The organism is Arthrobacter sp. 05T45, assembly GCF_056395875.1.
The window spans coordinates 441105-458607 of sequence record NZ_JBFTKI010000001.1 but is presented as its reverse complement, the minus strand read 5'-3'; the positions used below and the strand labels follow the sequence as shown (position 1 = coordinate 458607).

Below are 17503 nucleotides of genomic sequence, written 5' to 3'. Positions count from 1 at the left end.
AGTTAGCCCCGGCGCAGTGCGCTTCGCAGCGTAACGGCCGCCAGCGTCAGCGCGGCGGCGGCGCACACCGTGACGAAACCGGCGACGGCGCTCTGCAGCCCGACGATCCCGGCTGCGAGCCCCAACCCGATCACCGGGAAGGCGCTGCCAAGGTACGTGATCACATAGACGGTGCTGATGATCTGGGCGTGCCGCGCGGCCTCCACCCTGCCGGCAACGTCATTGAACACGGTCCGGAAGGCCACGCCCTGCCCCACGCCGGCAGTGATGCTGGCCAGAATCAGCAGCCACGGGCTGCTCCAGGCGGCGGCCGCGGCGATCAGCAGGACGGAGACGCCCAGGACGGCCAGGCCGGCGGACACGGCAAATCGTCCCCGGATGGCCAGCAGCTGGCTCAGGGCTGAGGACCCCAGCGTCAGCCCTGCCAGCAGGCCGATCAGCGGCCGCGAATCGGCGTGGACAATCTGGGCGAAATAGCCGGGTGCGAGCGAGAGGCAGAAACCAAAAACGGTGAAGCTCAGGAAGCCCACAGACGACGCCAGCCAGAAGGCGCCGCGCGCGTCGCTGGAGACCGAGGGTCGCCGCGGTGCCAGGACCCGCAGGGTCTGGGGACCGGCATGCAGGCTGATGGCAGGCCGGGCCTTGAGCAGGTACAAGGGCACCAGCACGGCGGCGAGGACGATGGAGTGCAGGTAGTACGGCGTCGACGTCGGGCCCGGCAGGAGGGACAGCATTCCGCCGATTGCGGGGCCGGCCGCCACCCCGCCGGCGGAGGCCAGGAGCGTGAACCGTGAGGCCCACTCCGGCCGGCTGGGCAGCAGCTCGCGCAGGGCAGCCGAGCTGGCCCCGGTGGCGAGCGCTACGGCGACGCCCTGCAGGGCGCGCCCGGCGGAGAGCGCCACGAGGTTGCCCGCGGTGGCGAAGACAAAGCCGCCGGCCAGGCCCACCAGCACTGCCAGTACGAGGGCGGCGCGGCGGCCGATGTGATCGGACCAGTGGCCGGCCAGGACGAGTGTGGCCACGAGGGCCAGGACGTAGGCCGAGAACGCCACCGTGACATCGAGCGCCGTGATTCCAAGTTTTGCCTGCAACAGCGGGTACAGCGGCGTCGCAAGATTCGCGCCGACCAGCAGCGTAAAGATCACAACCCCGGCCATCACGAGCCGTGCGGTGGTGGAAGCGTCCCAGCCCCAGCGGTCAGCTGTGGCCGGGCGCATGCGGAGTTCGCTAAAGACTGTCATGGCCGTGCCCTTGCATGAAATCGGGCCGCATGCGTTCCCTGTGGGGAACACCGACGGCCCGGTCGAAAAGATTGGTACCTAAAGAATGCAATACCAATGATCTGGATGGCCAAGTTCTGTGCCAAAATTGAGCAAAACAGTCATTCTCAGACTGCTCAAGTGAACCGGAGTGATGATTTGAACAGTCTGGACCCCACCGACCTGAAGATCCTGCTGGAGCTGATCCGGGATCCGCGGATCCAGATCGGCGAGCTCAGTGACGCCCTGGGCATCGCCCGGAACACCGCCCAGTCGCGCGTGCGGCGCATGCTGCGCTCCGGTGTGCTGCACGACGGCGGCCGTGAAATCGATCTGGAGGCGGTAGGGTACGACGTCGTCGCCTTCGTGACGATCGAGGTCAACCACCGGGAACTCGACGGCGTCGTGGGGGCCCTGCGGCTGATCGCCCAGGTTCTGGAAGTCCACGAGATCTCCGGGCGCGGCGACGTCTGGTGCCGGGTGGTGGCGACGGATACGCACAATCTCCAGGCGGCCCTCCGGTCGATCCTTCGGATCAAAGGCGTCATCCGCACCGAGACCGTCCTGGCGCTGCACACCCATATCCCGTACCGGACCGAGCCGCTGATCAGCCGGCTCGCCCAAGGCAACGCGCTCGCCCCCGGCCGGTCCGCGTCGCGGCGGGCCGGGTCCGCCGAATTCCAGGTGGACAAAGGATAATGTCCCGGTGACTATCATCGACAACGCCGTCTACGTTGACGGCATCCGCAGCGCCGAGCCGCGGAACCTCGAGCAGACTTTTGAGACCCTGACCGAGCACGGGGGCATGGCCTGGATCGGCCTGTACCGGCCGACCACTGAGGAAATGGCGGCCGTGGCGGCAGAATTCAACCTGCACGGGCTGGCGGTGGAGGACGCGATCTCTGCCCATCAGCGCCCCAAACTGGAACGCTACGACGACAACCTGTTCACTGTGCTCCGCCCCGCCAGGTACCTGGACGAGACCGAAACCGTGGAGTTCGGCGAGCTCCACGTCTTCACGGGGCGCAACTTCGTGGTCACCGTCCGGCACGCCGAGACGAAAGTCGTGGGCCAGGTCAGGCGCCGGATGGAGGGCCGGCCCGATCTGCTGCGCCACGGGCCCGAGGCCGTCCTGTACGCGCTCATGGACCAGGTGGTGGATGACTACGGTCCCGTGGTAGCCGGGCTGGAAAACGACATCGACGAGATCGAGGACCAGCTCTTCAGCGGCGACCCCCTGGTGTCCCGGCGGATCTACGAGCTCGCCCGTGAAGTCATCCATTTCCAGCGCGCCATCCACCCGCTCCCGGCAATGATGCAACAGCTCCGCCGGGGCTTCGAGAAGTACCGGGTGGACATCGAACTGCAGCACAGCCTGCGCGACGTCGAGGACCACGTGGAGCGGCTGATTTCCCGCGCCGATTCGTTCCGTGACCTGCTGCAGAATGCGCTCACCCTGGACGGAACCCTGACCGCCAACCGCCAGAACGAGGCCAGCGCGGAACAAAACGAGCAGGTCAAGAAGATCTCGTCGTGGGCCGCGATCTTCTTCGCGCCGACATTTGTGGCCGGACTGTATGGCATGAACTTCGACAACATGCCGGAGCTGCACTGGACGCTTGGCTACCCGATGGCAATCACGCTCATGGCCGGCACGGCGGCGCTGATGTACGCCATCTTCAAGAAGAAAGGCTGGCTCTAGCCAGCGGCGCGGCGGTTCCGGACCTGGACCATGAGCCGTCGGAACGCCAGGACGAACACGACCTCGATCAGCACCATCAGCCCGAGCAGCAGCCACTTTCCGCTGCCGATGAAAACGATGGCCCCGGTGAGGACCAGAATGCTCCCCAGCGCCAGGGAGTAGACGGCAAATCCGAGGGCTACCCTGGCGCTGCGGACGCCCGTGCGGAAGCCGAAGCCCTGCGGTTTCCCACCGGGGTACCCGGCAACCCGGTCCGGACCGGCGGGCTGGAGCTTGTCGAACTCCTCCCACGGGTCGCGGTCCTGCTGCTGATTGGTCATGGTTCCATTATCCCGCGGGCCCGGAAACGCCGCGCCCCTGAGACCGAACCGTTGGACACTTTCGCGCTGAAACACTTTCGCGCTGAAACATTTTCGTGCCGTCACGACACGGGGCCAGGACCAGTGGTCCGGGCCCCGTCATTGCATGCCGATTGGGCTACTTGCTGTGGCCGTGCCCGCCCGAGTCGCCGCGCTTGCTGTTCTTGGCGGCGTGATCGCTTTCAAGACCGGCCGGAGCGGCGCGGTGTTCAGCGGCGTTCTGGTGTGCCCATCCGCTGTTGCCGTTCGATGCGTGGGACGCGTCGGCTACCGGCGCGTCGGCCGAATCCTTCGCATCGTCTCCGGCGGGCGCCGGGGCCGGAGCAGCGGGGGCCGGAGCCGGGGCAGCAGGCTCCTGAGCGTCCGCGACCTCTTCCGCGCCATGGTCGTCCGCGTTCTGGTCGTCCGCGTTCTGGTCGTCCGCGACCTCTTCCGCACCCTGATCGTCCGCGTTCTGATCGTCCGCGTCCGCCTCTGTGCCCTGATCGTCCGCCTCCTGGTCATCCGACTCAGCCGGATCGCCCGGTTCAGACGATTCAGCCGGATCGCCCGGTTCAGACGATTCAGACGATTCGTGATCGGCGGCTTCCTGGTCGCCCACTACCGGAGTCTCCGACCCGGCCGACCCGGCCGACCCGGCCGGCTCAGAGGTTTCGGTGCCGGTCGCCGTCATGGTTGACGTCGGGTCAGCCGGGAGATTGGTGGTCGCGGTGGCCGCCGCTGCGCCGGCGCCGCCAGTGACGACGACGGAGGCCACTACTACTGCCTTGCCTGTGGTGCTCAGAGCACTGAGCCAGCCGATGATTCCTGCCACGGGAGATTCCTTTCAAAGCGGATAAGAGACCGCTGCCGTCCCCCCGGTCGGCAGCCAGCGCCACACTACCGCTCGGAAACGACCACTTGTCGGCCCTTTAGCCGCTCAGGCCACATCCTGAGCCAATGTTGAGCAAACACTGAGCCTCGGGGCAATCACCACGTCCTTAGGCCGCCCGTACGTCGACCTCGCCGGGTTCTGCGCCGTCGGTGCCGAAGACCAGCTGACGGGTGGCGATCTTTTCGGTGAAGAAGCGGTCGTGGCTGACCACGACGACCGCGCCGGGGAAGTGGAGCAGTGCCCGCTCCATCACCTGGGTACTGGACATGTCCAGGTGGTTGGTGGGCTCATCCAGCAGCAACACCGAGGCCCCGGACAGCAGGCACTGGGCCATGGCGACGCGGGCTTTCTGTCCGCCGGAGAGGTTCCCGATCTTCTGTTTGAGGTCGGCTTCGGAGAACTGGAACATGGCGAGGAACCTGTTGACGGACTTCTTCGTGGCGCTGAAGGCCAGGCTGTCCGGCAGCGCGTTCACCGCGTGCGAAACGGTGTCGGCGTCGTCGAGCTCTTCCAGCATTTTGTTGTAGGAAACAAAACCCGGCCCCTTCGCCCAGACCACTTCACCGGAATCCGCCGGTTCCTCCCCGGTCAGCACTTTCAGCAGCGTGGACTTGCCGCTGCCGTTGGAGCCCAGGACCACAATCCTGTTGCCGCGGCGGATCTCAAAGCTCAGGTCTTCGAACAAGACCTTGTCGCCATAGGACTTGCCCAGTCCTTCGACCCTGCAGAGGACATCCTTCACGTGCAGCCCGCCGTAGATCTCGGTGACGATCTGGTCCACGGGACGTGGTGTCCGCGCTTTCTTGATCTTGGCCAGCTGGTTCCCCAACCCGCGGCTGGCGGCCTTGGCGGCCTCCCGGCGGTCGGCGATGCCCTCCGCCTCAAAAGCCAGTAGCTCGGACTCATGGACGAACTGGGCCTCGAGCGTCTTGAGCCGGAACTGCTTCTGGACCACGTACTCGGCGAAGTTGCCGGGGTACTCGTGCAGGTGGAAGTTTTCCACTTCGATGATCCGGGTGACCACCGCGTCGAGGAACTTCCTGTCGTGCGAGACGATGATCGCGGCGCCGCGGTAGTCGCGGAACCAGTTTTCGAGCCATTCGACACCGGCCACGTCGAGGTAGTTGGTGGGTTCATCCAGCAGCAGGACGTCCGGGCCCTCCAACAGGATCTTGGCCAGGGCGGCGCGGTTGCGCCACCCGCCGGAGAGTTCGTCGATCGCGCACGTGCGGTGGGCGTCGCTGAACCCCAGAGTGGTCAGGACCGTGTCGATGCGCCGCTTGTAATCCCATCCGTCGAGGCGGTCCATGTCCTCGAACAGCTCGGCCTGGCGCCGGATCAGCCGGTCCAGCTCCGCCTCGGCGGGGTCAGCCGCAATGGCGGCGTCGATGGCTGCCAGCTCGGCCTCGGCAGCCTTGATCTCGACAAACAGTCCGTCAAGGACCGCAAGGATGGTTGCCTCGCCGTCGAGCTCGGAAAACTGGGAGAAGTACCCCACCCTGGTTCCCTGCTCCACGGTGACCGTTCCGGTGTCCGGGGAGACCTGGTCCAGGACGAGCTTGAGGATGGAGGTCTTCCCGGAGCCGTTCTTGCCGATCAGGCCCACCCGGTCCCCGGGCTCCAGACGGAAGAACGCCTCGCGGAGGATCTGTGTGTTGTCGAAGCGGACGCTGACGTCGTGCAGCCGGACCAGGCTCACTGCTGCGCGAGACGGTTGCGGACGATTTCGCTGACGGCCTTGCCGTCAAAACGTCCGGCCACCGTGGCGGTGACGGGCTTCATCACTGCCCCCAGCTGACGCATGGACAGCTCGACGCCGTCGGCCTTGAGCGCCGCGATGGCCTCGTCCACGATCGTCTCGACTTCCGCCGCGGTCAGTGGCTTGGGCAGGTAGGCCTCGATCACCTCGGCCTCGGCGATCTCGGCCGCGGCGCGCTCGGCTTCGCCGGCCTCGGTGTAGATGCGGGCCGTGTCGCGGCGCTTGGCGGCTTCCTTTTGCAGGAGTGCGGTCACCTGTGCGTCGTCCAGCACGATTGGCGTCTTGCCCGATTTCTCCCGGGTCTCGATCTCGCCCAGGACGTTGCGCACGGTGGTCAGGGCAACCTTGTTGCGGTCCTTCATGTGGCTCACGACGTCGGCGTGCAGGCGTTCTTTCAGGGTGGTCATATAGTTCTCCTCGTGTTGTTAACAAGGCTAGCGGCAGAACCCGTTGGCCCCGATCGCCGAGATGATCCGCTGGGCGTCTTCGTCCGGGAGGGCGGGGACGTCCCCGCTGAACTCCGTCTTTGCGGCAGCGATGAGCTGGTCCGCCGTCGATTGCCCCAGCAGTCGGCCGCACAGGCGGCGGGCCTTGTCGATTGCCTGGTCGTCTGGCAGGCGGGGGTTGATCTTGGCCAGCGCGGCCAGGAGGGCTTCCTGCTGGGCCGGGTCAGGCTTGGGCAGCGACGTCGGCAGGCCCGCCGCAGGGGTCCCGGCGGACGGCTCGGGGCTCGGGGAGGCGGAGCAGGCCGCGGTCAGCAGAACAGACAGCAGGGCCAGGGCGATCGGGGTGGTGTTCTTCATCGGTGGTGGCCTTGTCTGCGCTGGATGTCTGTCTTGGATGCCTGCGCTGGATTCGGCTGCCTTGCCACTGGATTGCACGATGGTCTTGCCGCGCGGATTGCTGCGCCGGCGCGGCCACGGCGCCGTTCACGCAGGTTCACACCATCTCATGAAAACTCTTTTTGCCCGCACCAGGGGTCTCCGGTAGTGCGACACGTTGCGGCTGTTCCAAATGGAGAGAGACTAGCGTAGCGTGACTCTCGTCACATCCGGTTGAGGATTGGTATCGGCCCGCTTCGCTTCGGAAGAAGGAATCCATGGATCGCCGGACTTTTCTCACCGCAATGGCAGCTGCCCTGGCTGCGGCCGGGGCCAGTTCCGCTGCCACACCCCCCGGGCCGGTTCCGGCCCCCTCCAGACCATCCCTTGCCCGTACGGCCATCTCTGCCTCCCGGGCTCTCAAAGGCGCAGCCCACGGCGGAGATGATGCGCTGGCATTGAGACAAATCCGGAGTCTCAACGCCAGCTGGTACTACTCCTGGGGATCCGCGTATACCGTCACGACCAACCCGGCCTTTGTCCCGATGGTGTGGAGCGCGAATTCTCTGCTCAGAAAGGACGCCCTTGGCGACGTGGCCAGGCAACTTCCCCAGACGAGGACTAAACACCTCCTCGCTTTCAACGAGCCGGACCACCCAGGCCAGGCCAGCATGTCCGTTGATGAGGCCATCCGGTTGTGGCCCCACCTTCAATCCACCGGCCTGCGTCTGGGATCTCCGGCCACGGTCGGTGTCAGGAGCCCGTGGCTGGACGACTTCATGGCCAGGGCGCGGCAGGCGAACCTCCGCATCGATTTCATGACGATGCATCACTACGGCTCGCCGAACCCAGAGAGTTTCCTCGCAAGAGTCTGGTACTTGCATCACAGATATGGGAGGCCGGTCTGGGTTACCGAATTTGCCGTTGCGGACTGGCAGGCAACCCCGGCACGCCCCTCCAAGTACACGACCCGCGAGACCGCGTACTTCATGCAGGCTGCGGTAGCCGGCATGCGCATGATGCCCTTCGTCGAACGGTTTGCCTGGAAATCCAGGGATCCTGGTGACCCCGCCATGGGCCCGTCTGCCCTCTATCAGACGAACGGCCGGCTGACCTCACTCGGCCGGCTGTACGCTTCGCTGTGACTTCCCGTCAGACTCGGAGAGAGACCTGCCGCTACTTGTCCGTGCTGTCCGGCTCATCCTTGCGGGTTGGCAACACGGGGAGCGCGTCGCCGACGGGCCGTTCCGCACCGCCCGAAGGAACATTCAGGACGGTTCTTCCGGCAACAGCTGTTGTTGAGCCGCCGCCGTCCAGGTTGATCGCCTGGACCATGCCCCGTGACGCTGCGACGTCCGCATCCCTCACTGTCCGGGCCGCGGCTTAGGCTGGTCGCATGCCGCCAACACCTGCCCCGTCTCCGGTTCCGGTTGAAGTCCTCCTCCACGCGGGTCCGGCCGAGTGGTGGCAGATCGTTGCCGCGCTTGCCCCTGTTGCTGTACTTGTAGCGGCAGCCGTGGGAGCGTTCATGGCCTGGCGGACTCTGCGCCAGAAGGCCGTCGCCGACGACCGGGCCGAGTGGTGGAAACGGACCCAATGGGCGCTGGACCGTGCCCTGGGCGAGGACGGGGACAGCAAAGCCCTGGGGTTGGCAGCGCTGGATGTGCTCGCCCGCAGCGAGTTGGCCCGCAACGAGGAGCTTGAGCTTCTGGACATCGCGTGGGAGTCCGTGTACGGGGCCGGTGAAAGCACAGGCAGCGGGCAGAACGTCGCTGCGCAAGTTACCGGCTCGGCGGCCCTCTCGCATCACCGGGTTCTGGTCGCCGGCGCCAGGCTGCGCGTCAGACTGGACGACCGGCTCGGCCGCACAACCCCTCCCGGCGCTGCGGCCCTGGCCAAGGAAGCGCTCTAGCCGCGGCTGGCCCTGCCTCCGAGTGGGAGCACCAGGATGACGGCCACGCAGACGCACCCGGCGCCGCAGAGGGGGCAGAGGTAGCCGGCTGCCTGTTGGTCGTCCGCCCAGAAGCAGGGGATCGTCGCCACCTGCGCAAAACCGGCCCGTTCCAGCATCCCCAGGGAAGAGTGCTCAGGATCGGCCGAGACCCAGGACGCGGACACGACATCGCGGCAGCCGCGGGCCTTCAGAAAGTCCAGGCTGGCCGCGAGCATGGTCGAGCCGACGCCCGTCCCCCTGGCTGCGGGCGCGACGACGATGGACTTCAGCTCCCCGACCCGACGCCCGCCCAGGCCGGCATCGACCCCGGTGAGACGCAGGCGGTCCTGCAGTACGGCGTGGGACGCTTGGTCCAGGACGCGGGCGGTTGCCGCGCCCAGGAGCCCGCCGTCCCGGCCGCGGGCGCGGAAGAGGACTCCACCGCCTTCGACTGTGAGTTGCGCCAGAGCCGACGGCTGGATGAAACCGAAGCCGAGGGATTCGTTGAGCAGCGCTGCGGTCTCGCGGGCCACGGCGGGCCCCGGTGGACCGACGTGCAAGGTGACGTTCGACGTCGGCCGGGTCCCGATCTCTGCGGCAGTCACTTTGCTCCTCGTCTTGCGGGCGTGAGCGTGCGCCCTGGCGTCGCCCTGGAGCATACATGGACGATCCGGCCGGAGGCCTACAGGCGAGCCGACCGGGGTCGTGTCGGATTACGAGTACGTCAGGCCAGCAGCATGTAAGGCCAGTGTGGAGCCGGGACGGGCTAGCCTGGCCTCCCGGACCACGCGGGCATGCGGCGGGCCCGGGAAAGCCGTTGGTCAGCGGACGAGGTACGCTCCGCTGGTCCGCGACACGGTGGTGTAGCCGAACCGTGAGCCGGTGACGCGGACGGTGAGCTTGGTGCCGTTGTCGGCGGTCCGGACCTTGTAGGTCGACTCTGTGGCTCCTGAGATCGGGACGCCGTTGCGCAGCCAGCGGTACGTGAAGGCGGTGCCCCAGGTCCAGGTGCCCCGCTTCACGGTCAGGACGTTCCCGGCCGTGACGGTGCCTGCAATCGTCGGTGTGGCCGACGTCAGGGGCAACCCCGCCACCCTCGACGAAGCGTTGAGCGTCTGGCCCTTGCCGCCCGAGACAGTCGGGTTCACGTTGATCGAGAGCTTCGTGCCGGCGTCGGCCTTCGTCAGGACGTAACTCCAGCCGTAGGCCCCGGCGATCGGGGCGCCGTCGCGCAGCCACATTACGTCCGAGGTGATCCCCGCCCGGTCATACCAGGGGTCGGGAGTCAAAGTCACCTTCGACCCGACGGTCAGGGTCCCGCTGATGGCCCGCGTCGACTCACGCACGGTCACGGGCTTGGGTGCGGTGACTTGTACCCAGGCGGTCTCGTAGCCGGGGGCGGACGCGGTCACGACGACGGTGAGGGTCTTGCCAACTTGGGGCGTGTCCGGGGTGAACGTCGGGCCGCTGGCCGGTTCCTTCCCGGCCGAGGAGAGCCAGTTGTAGGTGAATGTCAGCTTGTCGGCCGGTGCGGACCAGGTGCCGGCCGAAACCTTCATCACAGAGCCGGTCACGGCGTCCCCGGTCACGACCGGCTTGGTGACGTTCGTCAGCTGCTTCAGCTCCCCGGCCGCCGGCACGGCGACCGGGTTGGAGTAGATGTGGGTGTCGTACCAAATGCCGGACTCCAGGACAAGGGTGTGGCCCTGGTCCTTGGCCGTGATCTTGTAGGTCAGCGCGGTGGTTCCGGAAATCGCGACGCCGTCGCGCAGCCACTGGTAGGTGTGCGGGCGCGGGCTGGAAGTCCAGGGAACATCATCAGCGGCGGTGAGGACGTCCCCCAGGCCGGTGCCGCCGGTGACCACGGCGCCGGGGGCTGGATCGAAGTCAGAAACCTTTCGCTGTTTAGAGGTCACGGTGGCCGGCTTGAACCCGGGCGCGTGACCCGTGACCCTGACGCTGAATAGCCCCGTTGAACGGCAGCCCCTCGGGTCGAACATTTCCGCGGTGGCACCCGGGATAGGCTTGCCGTCGCAGAACCACTGGAACTGCTCGTGGATGACCGGAGCGCCCTTAAAAGTCGCCCCACCGGACACGAGGCGGCTGGGCCTATCCGGGTGGGTGTTAAATGAATAGATACCAACATACCCCGCATACACGACAGACGCGACGGTGCCGCCGGCGTTCGTGACAGGGGCGGTTTTGGTGGACTGCAGGGTCGTCTTTGCATAGCTCGGCGCTGCCGCCGTGGTCTTGACCCGGATGCCCTTGCCGAGGTCCGCCGTGGTGAGCAGATACGTGGGGCCGGTGGCGCCCAGGACCGGCACATCGTTGCGCAGCCACTGATGCGTGAGCTTCGCGGCGGCGGGGTCCCAGTCACCGTCAACAACGGTCAGGGTGCTGCCGACCTGGAGGGCCCCGCTGATGCCGGGCTGCGTGCCGGCGACGGCACCGCCGTTGACCTGCACCGGGTACGGATGCCCGTCCGGCGCCGTGCAGAACCTGACTGAGTCGACCACCGGGCCGCAGGAGTCTGAGTTCGGAGTGGCCCACATTTCCTCATCGGCCTGCGCCGGAACGGCGAGGCCCGCAAGCGAGAGCGCAGCGAGTGCCCCGGCCATGCCGAGGCGGATGGTCTTCTTGTTCAATTTTCCCCCAGTCTTTTAGCCGGTTCCCGGCTCCCCCGTCGCCGAGCATAGTGCTTAGGCACCAGTTCCACAATGATTGCGCAGGTCAGGGGCCTGAAGCGATGTCGCAGCTCGCCACTGGTCACGGGTATGCGGTCAACGCAGCCGGAGTCCAGGACCAGCGCTGGGCCGGCTTCATGCAGGCGACCGCCTGCCCTGACTACCTCGCGTTTGGCCCTCAGCTCGCCATTGAATCGGGTTAATTCCAATGCGGTCGCTCGTGATGCTCGCCTGCACCGCCAGTCCGAATCAGTAGCCGTGGTTCAAAGCTGAGGTCGCCACCCTCCGGGCCGGCATGAAGGCCCCCCCACCGGCCGGACGCCTGTCCTTGGCATGCGCTACGGGGAGCTGGCCGTTGCTGTCCGCGACGCTGGCGGCTCACTCTTCGGCTGGGTGGACGACGCCGACGCGCGCGCCACGGTGGAGCGGATCGGCGCAGCATACCTGGGCCTGATGAGCAGGATCGTCGCCCGGGCCGTTGCCTGAGCGGCACGTATTCGCTTGCTAGAAGAAGTGCAGCTCGTGGGCAGTGCCCGGCGCAGGGTGCACCACCCGCGCCTGGCCGAGCTCGAGCAGGACGTCATTGATGCTCGGCTGGCCCTCCAGCTGCGTGACCGGGAGCGGCCGCGGCATCTATTTTCATGCCCCGATCCTATGTGCGGGCAGTTGGCACTCCCCAGGCCACGCCGATGGTCGTCAGGTCGGCGGAGTCACCGGACGGATACCGACGGGAGGACAGTGAACTGGGCCTGGTCCTCGTCGAGGAACATACGCTGCGTCAGACTCACGGGACCACCGTGACTGACAGGCTACAAAGCGAGAATGCCCCAACCGCAAAGGCTCGGTCAAGGATGCTCCCGGATTAGCCGGCGGAATACACGCTGCTGGTCGTGGTGACGGTCTTGTAGCCGATCTTGGAACCGGTGACGCTGACGGTGAGCTTGGTGCCCCTGTCGGCGGTCCGGACCTTGTAGGTCGAATACCAGGCTCCCGAGATCGGGACGCCGTTGCGCAGCCAGCGGTATTTGAAGGACGAGTCCAAGGTCCAGGTGCCCCGCTTCACGGTCAGGACGTTCCCGGCCTTGACGGTGCCGGCGATCGTCGGCGTGGACGAAGTCAGGGTCCCGGCAGCCACCTTCGCCGAAGAGAAGGCCCCTTGGGTCTTCAAGATCCTGCCATTCAGCGTCGAGGTGACCCAGATGTCGATCTTCTTGCCCAAGTCGGCACCCACAGGCGTGTAGTGGCGGCCAGTGGCCCCGGAGATCGTCACGCCGTCGCGCAGCCATAGGTAGGATTCACGCACCACGTTCATTTCATTACGTGCCCAGAGGCCGGGGACGACGGTCAGGGCTTTCCCCACGGTCGGCGTGCCTTGGATGTAAGGCGGTCTGGTTTGGGCCGGGTCACGCAGGGTCACGGGCTTGGGTGCCGTGACCCGCACCTCGGCGGTGTCGTAGCCCGGGGCTGTGGCCGTCACGAGGACTGTGACGGTCGCACCGACCTCGGACACGCCTGGCGTGAACCTCGGGCCGCTGGCCAGCACCTTCCCGTCCGGGGAGAACCAGCTGTAGGTGACCGTCAGATTGCCGGTCGGTTCCGACCAGGTTCCGGCCGTAACCTTCATCACAGAGCCGGTGATGAAGGTCCCGGTAACGACCGGCTCGGTGACGTTCGACAGCGGCTTCAGCTCCACGTCCGCGGCCGCAGGCCCGGCTGGCGCCTTGGGGTAGGTCGTGACGGGCGGGGCAGGTTGGGATATGTCATCGGCATGGGCCGGGACAGCGAGGCCGGTCATCGAGAGCGCAGCGAATGCCCCGGCGATGCCGAGGCGGATGATCTTCTTGTTCAATTTTCCCCCAGTCTTTGAGCCGGATCCCCGGCCACTGTCGTTGATGGTAGCCCCCTGCCCGGAATAAGAACACTCCGAGGAAAGGCGTCCGGTGATGCCAGGATCCCTTGCCTCACGCCTGGGCAAGGCCTGCGATCAGCGGGCGAAGTACGCTCCGCTGGTCTGGGAGACTGTCGTGTAGCCGAGCCGAGAGCCGGTGACCCGGACGGTGATCCTCTTATCCCGGTCGGCGGTCCGGACCTTGTAAGTCGAATCCGTGGCTTCGGAGATCGGAACGCCGTTGCGCAACCAGCGGTACTTGAAGGCGGTGCCCCAGGTCCAGGTGCCCCGCTTCAGGGTCACCACATTCCCCACCTTGGTGGTGCCGGCGATCGTCGGCGTGGCCGAAACCAGGACCGCCGCGGCCACTTTCGCCGTGGCATCGGTCGTCTGGGTCTTCAGGATCCTGCCGCCCAGGGTGGAGGTGACCTTGACTGAGATTTTCTTGCCGAAGTCTGCTCCCACCAGGGTGTAGTCGCGGCCTTTGGCGCCGGCGATCGGGGTACCGTCACGCAGCCACTGGCGGGTCTCGGTCAGCCCCAGGGCATAGCCGGACCACGATCCCGCGGAGACGGTGAGCTTCTGCCTCACGGTCGCGGTGCCGCGGATAGCGGGGGCTTTGGTCTGGGTCGGGTCAGGTGCGGTCACGGGTTTGGGCGCGGTGACCTTTGCCCAGGCGGTTTCGTAGCCGGGAGCCGTGGCGGTCGCTATAAGCGTGACGGTCGCCCCGAGCTGGGTCATGTTTGGGGTAAACGTCGGGCCGGTGGCTGAGACCTTCCCGTCTGGGGACTGCCAGTAGTAGGTGACGGTCAGTTTGTTGGCTGGCTCGGACCAGGTGCCGGCCGTTACGGTCATCGGAGTGCCTGCCACGCCGGTTCCGGTCAGGACCGGTTTGGTGACGTTCGTCAGCGGCTTCAGCTCAACGTCCGGGACCGACGGCACCTCAGCAGCCGGAACAACCACCGCGTTGGAGTATGCATCGAATGTGTCCGTGTCGGTGAACAGGACCAGGGTGTGCCCCTGGTCCTCGGCGGTTATCGTGTAGGTCAGATCGGTGGCGCCAGGGATTGCCGCACCGTCACGCAGCCACTGATAGTCGTGCGCGTAGTCCGTCTCGCCCCGGCCGTTGAAGTCGATCCAGGGAACGTCATCAACTCCGGTGAGGACATCCCCGAGCCCGGTGCTCCCCGTGACCACGGCACCGGGTGTCGGGTTCCAGGGTGAGATGGCTACCCCGGCGGAGGTCAGGGTGGCCGGATCGTAGCCCGCGGCGTAACCGGTAATTCTGACGCTGAACAGGGCTTTTCCCTCGCCGGTCGTGTTGAACGATGCCGCGGTGCCGCCAGGGATGGCCGTACCGTCCCGGAGCCACTGGTAACGGAACCTGATGCCCGGGGCACCAGCCCAGATGCCGGGGGCGGCGTCCAGGATGGGGTTGGGCGCGTCCGTGTCGCTGTCGCGCCGGCTGACCCCTACGGTCGCCGGCGCCTTGACCGACGGAACGGCGCCGGCGGCGCTCGTGACAGCCGCGGTCTTGAGGGACCACATGGTTGTCGTGGCATAGCCCGGTGCCGTCGCTGTGGTCTTGACTCGGACGTACTTGCCGATGTCCGCCCTGGTGGGCGTGTAATTGGTGCCCGCAGCGCCGAGGATGGGAACGTCGTTGCGCACCCACTGGTGCGTGAGCCTCGCGTCCGAGGGGTCCCAGGCGCCGTCAAAAACGCTCAGGGTGTTACCTACCAACAGGGCTCCGTCGACAGTGGGCCGGGGGCCGGAGGCCGCGCTGTTGAGCAGCACGGGATACCGCGTCCCGTCCGGCGACGTGCAGATCTTGACCGAATCAACGATGGGACCGCAAGACGCTTCGGTTGCGGCGTGCGTCGGAACGGCAAACCCGGCCAGGGACAGGGCGATGAGTGCCCCGGCGGCTCCGAGACGGATGGTCTTCGTGTTCAATTTTCCCCCAGTCTTTTAGCCGGCTCCCCGGCCCCATAGCAGATCGTAGTGCCTATCGGCCCGATGACGCGATGATTGAGCACTGAATGACAGCGGCGATCTCCAGCCGTCCGCGAATGCAGCGTCGGCACCGAGGCCGCCGGTGTCCACGCCGACCAGACAGCCGGCACCACAAGACCGGGAAGACCAGCCGGGTCGGCACCCGCAACGCCCAGCTGCGCGCCGTCCTCCACCACGGGTACAGCTAGCCCGGCCTCTCCGTCCCCGCCGGCAAGTAGCACCGACGTGTCAGCGGACGGCGTAGGCGCCACTCGTTTTGGTGACCGTGGTGTAGCCGAGGCGCGAGCCGGTAACCCGGACCGTGATCCTGGTCCCCTTGTCGGCGGTCCGGACTTTGTAGGTCGAATCCGTGGCCCCGGGAATCGGGACGCCGTTGCGGAGCCAGTGGTACGTGAAGGCAGTGCCCCAGGTCCAGGTGCCGCGCTTGACGGCCAGGACGTTGCCGGGCTTCAGGGTGCCGGAAATCGTCGGGGTGGCCGCAACCAGGGGCGCAGCGGCCACTTTCGTCGGGGTGTTGATCGTCTGGGTCGTCAGGATCTTGCCTTCGATCGTGGAGGTGACCTTGACGGAGATCTTGCTCTTGTCGCCGGAGCGGCACCGGCCCAGGCGCTAGCCTACGATTCCATCATCACCGGAAAGGTCGTCGGGCCGGACGGAAAACCCGTCCCGAGCCTCTTCGTGGCCCCTTTCACCGACGCCGACCAGCCCTACGCTTCGTCAAATCAGGACATGGCCCTGCCATGGACGAAATCATCTAAGGCCTGGGTTGGCAGCGCGCCAACAAGAGTTCTTCAGCGTGCCGTCGCTAGGGTGGCTCCATGCTGACACTGACGATTGGCGGTCTTACGGTCTCCTACGATGTGGCCGAACGTTGGGCTAGGGAATACCTCGTCGAAAATCCCGGACGGTCAGGCTACCCGGCGTATGATTCCTATCCGGGCCTGTCGTTCCGGCATCGTCGGGGTACAAACGCTGCCGTATGCTCACGCCTTCCCCTGTCCACATCCGCGGCTTGCTCAGCGTCGGAAATCCTAAGAGATCGTGCTGGTCCTCACTACACTGAGCGCATGACACAGAAATGTATAGCCCCGGCTGAGCAAGGTTCTGAAGCAAAGTGTTATCAAAGTATTTATTCGAGCACTCAAAGGTTCAAAAACCCTTGAAATCTGTGGAGCTAAGGAGATTCGAACTCCTGACCTCTTCGATGCGAACGAAGCGCTCTACCAACTGAGCTATAGCCCCGAAGCAACGCCGGTCCTGACGGAACGGCGTTGCCGGTGTCCCTAGGCTACAAACTATCTGCGCTGTTTTCCAGCCAGCCCCGGAAAGTCTCGGTGCCGTGTCGCGCCTCCGGCACCAGGTTCAACCCCTCGCGCAGGTAGCGGCCCATCGCGCCGGGCAGTGGGAAGCGCACGAGTTGACCCTTTGCGCGGGTGGCCCGCTGCCATTCCCGGGCAAAGTCGACCATGTCTTTGGATTCGGGGCCGCCGAGGTTCAGTACCCGGTGCCGCGGGCCCGCGGCTGGAACGGGCGCCGGTTCAAGGGCGGTCTCCAGCAGAACCGCGGCTGCGTCGGCCGGCGATACCGGCTGGAACCGGGCACCTCTGACCACGGGGATGATCCGCAGCTTTGAGCCGGCGTCGAACATCATCGCGAGCAACGAGTGGAACTGGGTGGCCCGGACCACCACGGTCTCGAGTCCGGACAGCTCGTAGGCGTGTTCTTTGGCAGCTTTCGACCGGTAGAAGGAGGAGTTGCTGCGATCGCAGTTCACGATGGACAGCATGACGGCCCTGGCCGTTCCCGCGTCCTGTGCAGCGGCCAGAAGCCGCGCACCGCCGTCGGCGAAGTTCTTGCGCGCCTTCCCGGCGCGCCCTTCCAGGCAATCGATCACGACGTCGGCGCCGGCCAGGGCGGCCGCTATCCCCTCTCCCGTCGTGACGTCCGCGCGGAAGTACTCCGCGCCCGGGATGTTGCCGGCGGCGCCGGCCCCCGGCGGGTTGCGGCTGAGGACGGCCACGGCGTGCCCGGCGTCGACGGCCAGGCGCACCACTTCTCGGCCCACTTGCCCGGTTCCACCGGCAACGCAGATCCTTGTCATGACCCGAGGCTACCGCAGCGAAGCCCGCCGGCGACGCTGCGGGGAAATGAAGAACCCCGGGCCGCCATCGCTGGCTGCCCGGGGTAATCTCCGGAAGGACGGGG

The 17503-nt window shown here is 66.4% G+C and carries 20 protein-coding genes and 1 tRNA gene; 6 read left to right on the top strand and 15 right to left on the bottom strand.

What is annotated here, in order from left to right; translation table 11 throughout:
* Positions 1–2: 2 nt before the first annotated feature.
* Positions 3–1241: an MFS transporter gene (locus AC1DGD_RS02200; RefSeq protein ID WP_476850319.1), complete on the bottom strand. Its 1239-nt coding sequence runs from the start codon at positions 1239–1241 to the stop codon at positions 3–5.
* Positions 1242–1418: 177 nt separating this feature from the next.
* Between AC1DGD_RS02200 and AC1DGD_RS02195 the strand changes: the two genes are divergently transcribed.
* Both AC1DGD_RS02195 and corA read left to right on the top strand, forming a co-directional pair.
* Entirely contained in the window at positions 1419–1958 is a 540-nt protein-coding gene (locus AC1DGD_RS02195) for an Lrp/AsnC family transcriptional regulator (protein ID WP_476850369.1), read from the top strand.
* A gap of 7 nt (positions 1959–1965) precedes the next feature.
* Positions 1966–2961, top strand: a complete 996-nt coding sequence (gene corA / locus AC1DGD_RS02190) for a magnesium/cobalt transporter CorA (RefSeq protein ID WP_230009012.1) — start codon at positions 1966–1968, stop codon at positions 2959–2961.
* Here corA and AC1DGD_RS02185 read toward each other — a convergent pair.
* The 5 genes from AC1DGD_RS02185 to AC1DGD_RS02165 form a co-directional block, all read right to left on the bottom strand.
* Entirely contained in the window at positions 2958–3281 is a 324-nt protein-coding gene (locus AC1DGD_RS02185) for a hypothetical protein (protein WP_476850318.1), read from the bottom strand. The genes corA and AC1DGD_RS02185 overlap by 4 nt on opposite strands.
* 157 nt (positions 3282–3438) lie before the next feature.
* Positions 3439–4134 (bottom strand): hypothetical protein, encoded by a 696-nt coding sequence (locus AC1DGD_RS02180; protein WP_476855747.1) that lies wholly within the window; start codon positions 4132–4134, stop codon positions 3439–3441.
* Positions 4135–4300: 166 nt separating this feature from the next.
* Positions 4301–5893, bottom strand: a complete 1593-nt coding sequence (locus AC1DGD_RS02175) for an ABC-F family ATP-binding cassette domain-containing protein (RefSeq protein ID WP_476850316.1) — start codon at positions 5891–5893, stop codon at positions 4301–4303.
* Complete coding sequence (locus AC1DGD_RS02170; RefSeq protein ID WP_018773763.1) at positions 5890–6360, bottom strand: GatB/YqeY domain-containing protein; 471 nt, start codon at positions 6358–6360, stop codon at positions 5890–5892. Before AC1DGD_RS02170 ends, AC1DGD_RS02175 begins: the two co-directional genes overlap by 4 nt.
* A 27-nt stretch (positions 6361–6387) precedes the next feature.
* Positions 6388–6756 (bottom strand): hypothetical protein, encoded by a 369-nt coding sequence (locus AC1DGD_RS02165; protein WP_476855746.1) that lies wholly within the window; start codon positions 6754–6756, stop codon positions 6388–6390.
* 476 nt (positions 6757–7232) lie between these two features.
* Between AC1DGD_RS02165 and AC1DGD_RS02160 the strand changes: the two genes are divergently transcribed.
* Positions 7233–7919 carry a glycosyl hydrolase gene (locus tag AC1DGD_RS02160; protein WP_476855745.1) on the top strand — a complete coding sequence of 229 codons (687 nt, stop codon included), beginning with the start codon at positions 7233–7235 and terminating at the stop codon, positions 7917–7919.
* 31 nt (positions 7920–7950) lie between these two features.
* Here AC1DGD_RS02160 and AC1DGD_RS02155 read toward each other — a convergent pair whose 3' ends face one another.
* The gene (locus tag AC1DGD_RS02155) at positions 7951–8142 is read right to left on the bottom strand and encodes a phosphodiester glycosidase family protein (protein WP_476855744.1); all 192 of its coding nucleotides are present in this window, start codon (positions 8140–8142) and stop codon (positions 7951–7953) included.
* 28 nt (positions 8143–8170) lie between these two features.
* Between AC1DGD_RS02155 and AC1DGD_RS02150 the strand changes: the two genes are divergently transcribed.
* Positions 8171–8686, top strand: coding sequence for a hypothetical protein (locus tag AC1DGD_RS02150; RefSeq protein WP_476855743.1), 516 nt, complete (start codon positions 8171–8173; stop codon positions 8684–8686).
* On the opposite strand, the gene AC1DGD_RS02145 is transcribed toward AC1DGD_RS02150, so the two are convergent.
* Together AC1DGD_RS02145 and AC1DGD_RS02140 are read right to left on the bottom strand one after the other, a co-directional pair.
* Positions 8683–9312 (bottom strand): GNAT family N-acetyltransferase, encoded by a 630-nt coding sequence (locus AC1DGD_RS02145; protein ID WP_476855742.1) that lies wholly within the window; start codon positions 9310–9312, stop codon positions 8683–8685. The genes AC1DGD_RS02150 and AC1DGD_RS02145 overlap by 4 nt on opposite strands.
* A gap of 216 nt (positions 9313–9528) precedes the next feature.
* On the bottom strand, positions 9529–11355 hold the full coding sequence (locus AC1DGD_RS02140) for a hypothetical protein (protein WP_476855741.1): 1827 nt from the start codon (positions 11353–11355) through the stop codon (positions 9529–9531).
* A 101-nt stretch (positions 11356–11456) separates the two neighbouring features.
* Here AC1DGD_RS02140 and AC1DGD_RS02135 point away from each other — a divergent pair, with 101 nt between their 5' ends.
* On the top strand, positions 11457–11597 hold the full coding sequence (locus tag AC1DGD_RS02135) for a hypothetical protein (protein WP_476855740.1): 141 nt from the start codon (positions 11457–11459) through the stop codon (positions 11595–11597).
* A 130-nt stretch (positions 11598–11727) separates the two neighbouring features.
* Entirely contained in the window at positions 11728–11880 is a 153-nt protein-coding gene (locus AC1DGD_RS02130) for a hypothetical protein (RefSeq protein ID WP_476855739.1), read from the top strand.
* An 18-nt stretch (positions 11881–11898) separates the two neighbouring features.
* Here AC1DGD_RS02130 and AC1DGD_RS02125 read toward each other — a convergent pair whose 3' ends face one another.
* The 6 genes from AC1DGD_RS02125 to AC1DGD_RS02100 form a co-directional block, all read right to left on the bottom strand.
* Positions 11899–12027, bottom strand: coding sequence for a hypothetical protein (locus tag AC1DGD_RS02125; protein WP_476855738.1), 129 nt, complete (start codon positions 12025–12027; stop codon positions 11899–11901).
* Between the two features lie 229 nt (positions 12028–12256).
* Entirely contained in the window at positions 12257–13243 is a 987-nt protein-coding gene (locus AC1DGD_RS02120) for a hypothetical protein (protein ID WP_476855737.1), read from the bottom strand.
* A gap of 135 nt (positions 13244–13378) precedes the next feature.
* Positions 13379–15238 (bottom strand): hypothetical protein, encoded by a 1860-nt coding sequence (locus AC1DGD_RS02115; protein ID WP_476855736.1) that lies wholly within the window; start codon positions 15236–15238, stop codon positions 13379–13381.
* Positions 15239–15526: 288 nt separating this feature from the next.
* Positions 15527–15799 carry a hypothetical protein gene (locus AC1DGD_RS02110; RefSeq protein ID WP_476855735.1) on the bottom strand — a complete coding sequence of 91 codons (273 nt, stop codon included), beginning with the start codon at positions 15797–15799 and terminating at the stop codon, positions 15527–15529.
* Positions 15800–16467: 668 nt separating this feature from the next.
* A tRNA-Ala gene (locus tag AC1DGD_RS02105) sits at positions 16468–16540 on the bottom strand.
* 46 nt (positions 16541–16586) lie between these two features.
* The gene (locus tag AC1DGD_RS02100; RefSeq protein WP_476855734.1) at positions 16587–17399 is read right to left on the bottom strand and encodes an SDR family oxidoreductase; all 813 of its coding nucleotides are present in this window, start codon (positions 17397–17399) and stop codon (positions 16587–16589) included.
* Positions 17400–17503: the final 104 nt, after the last annotated feature.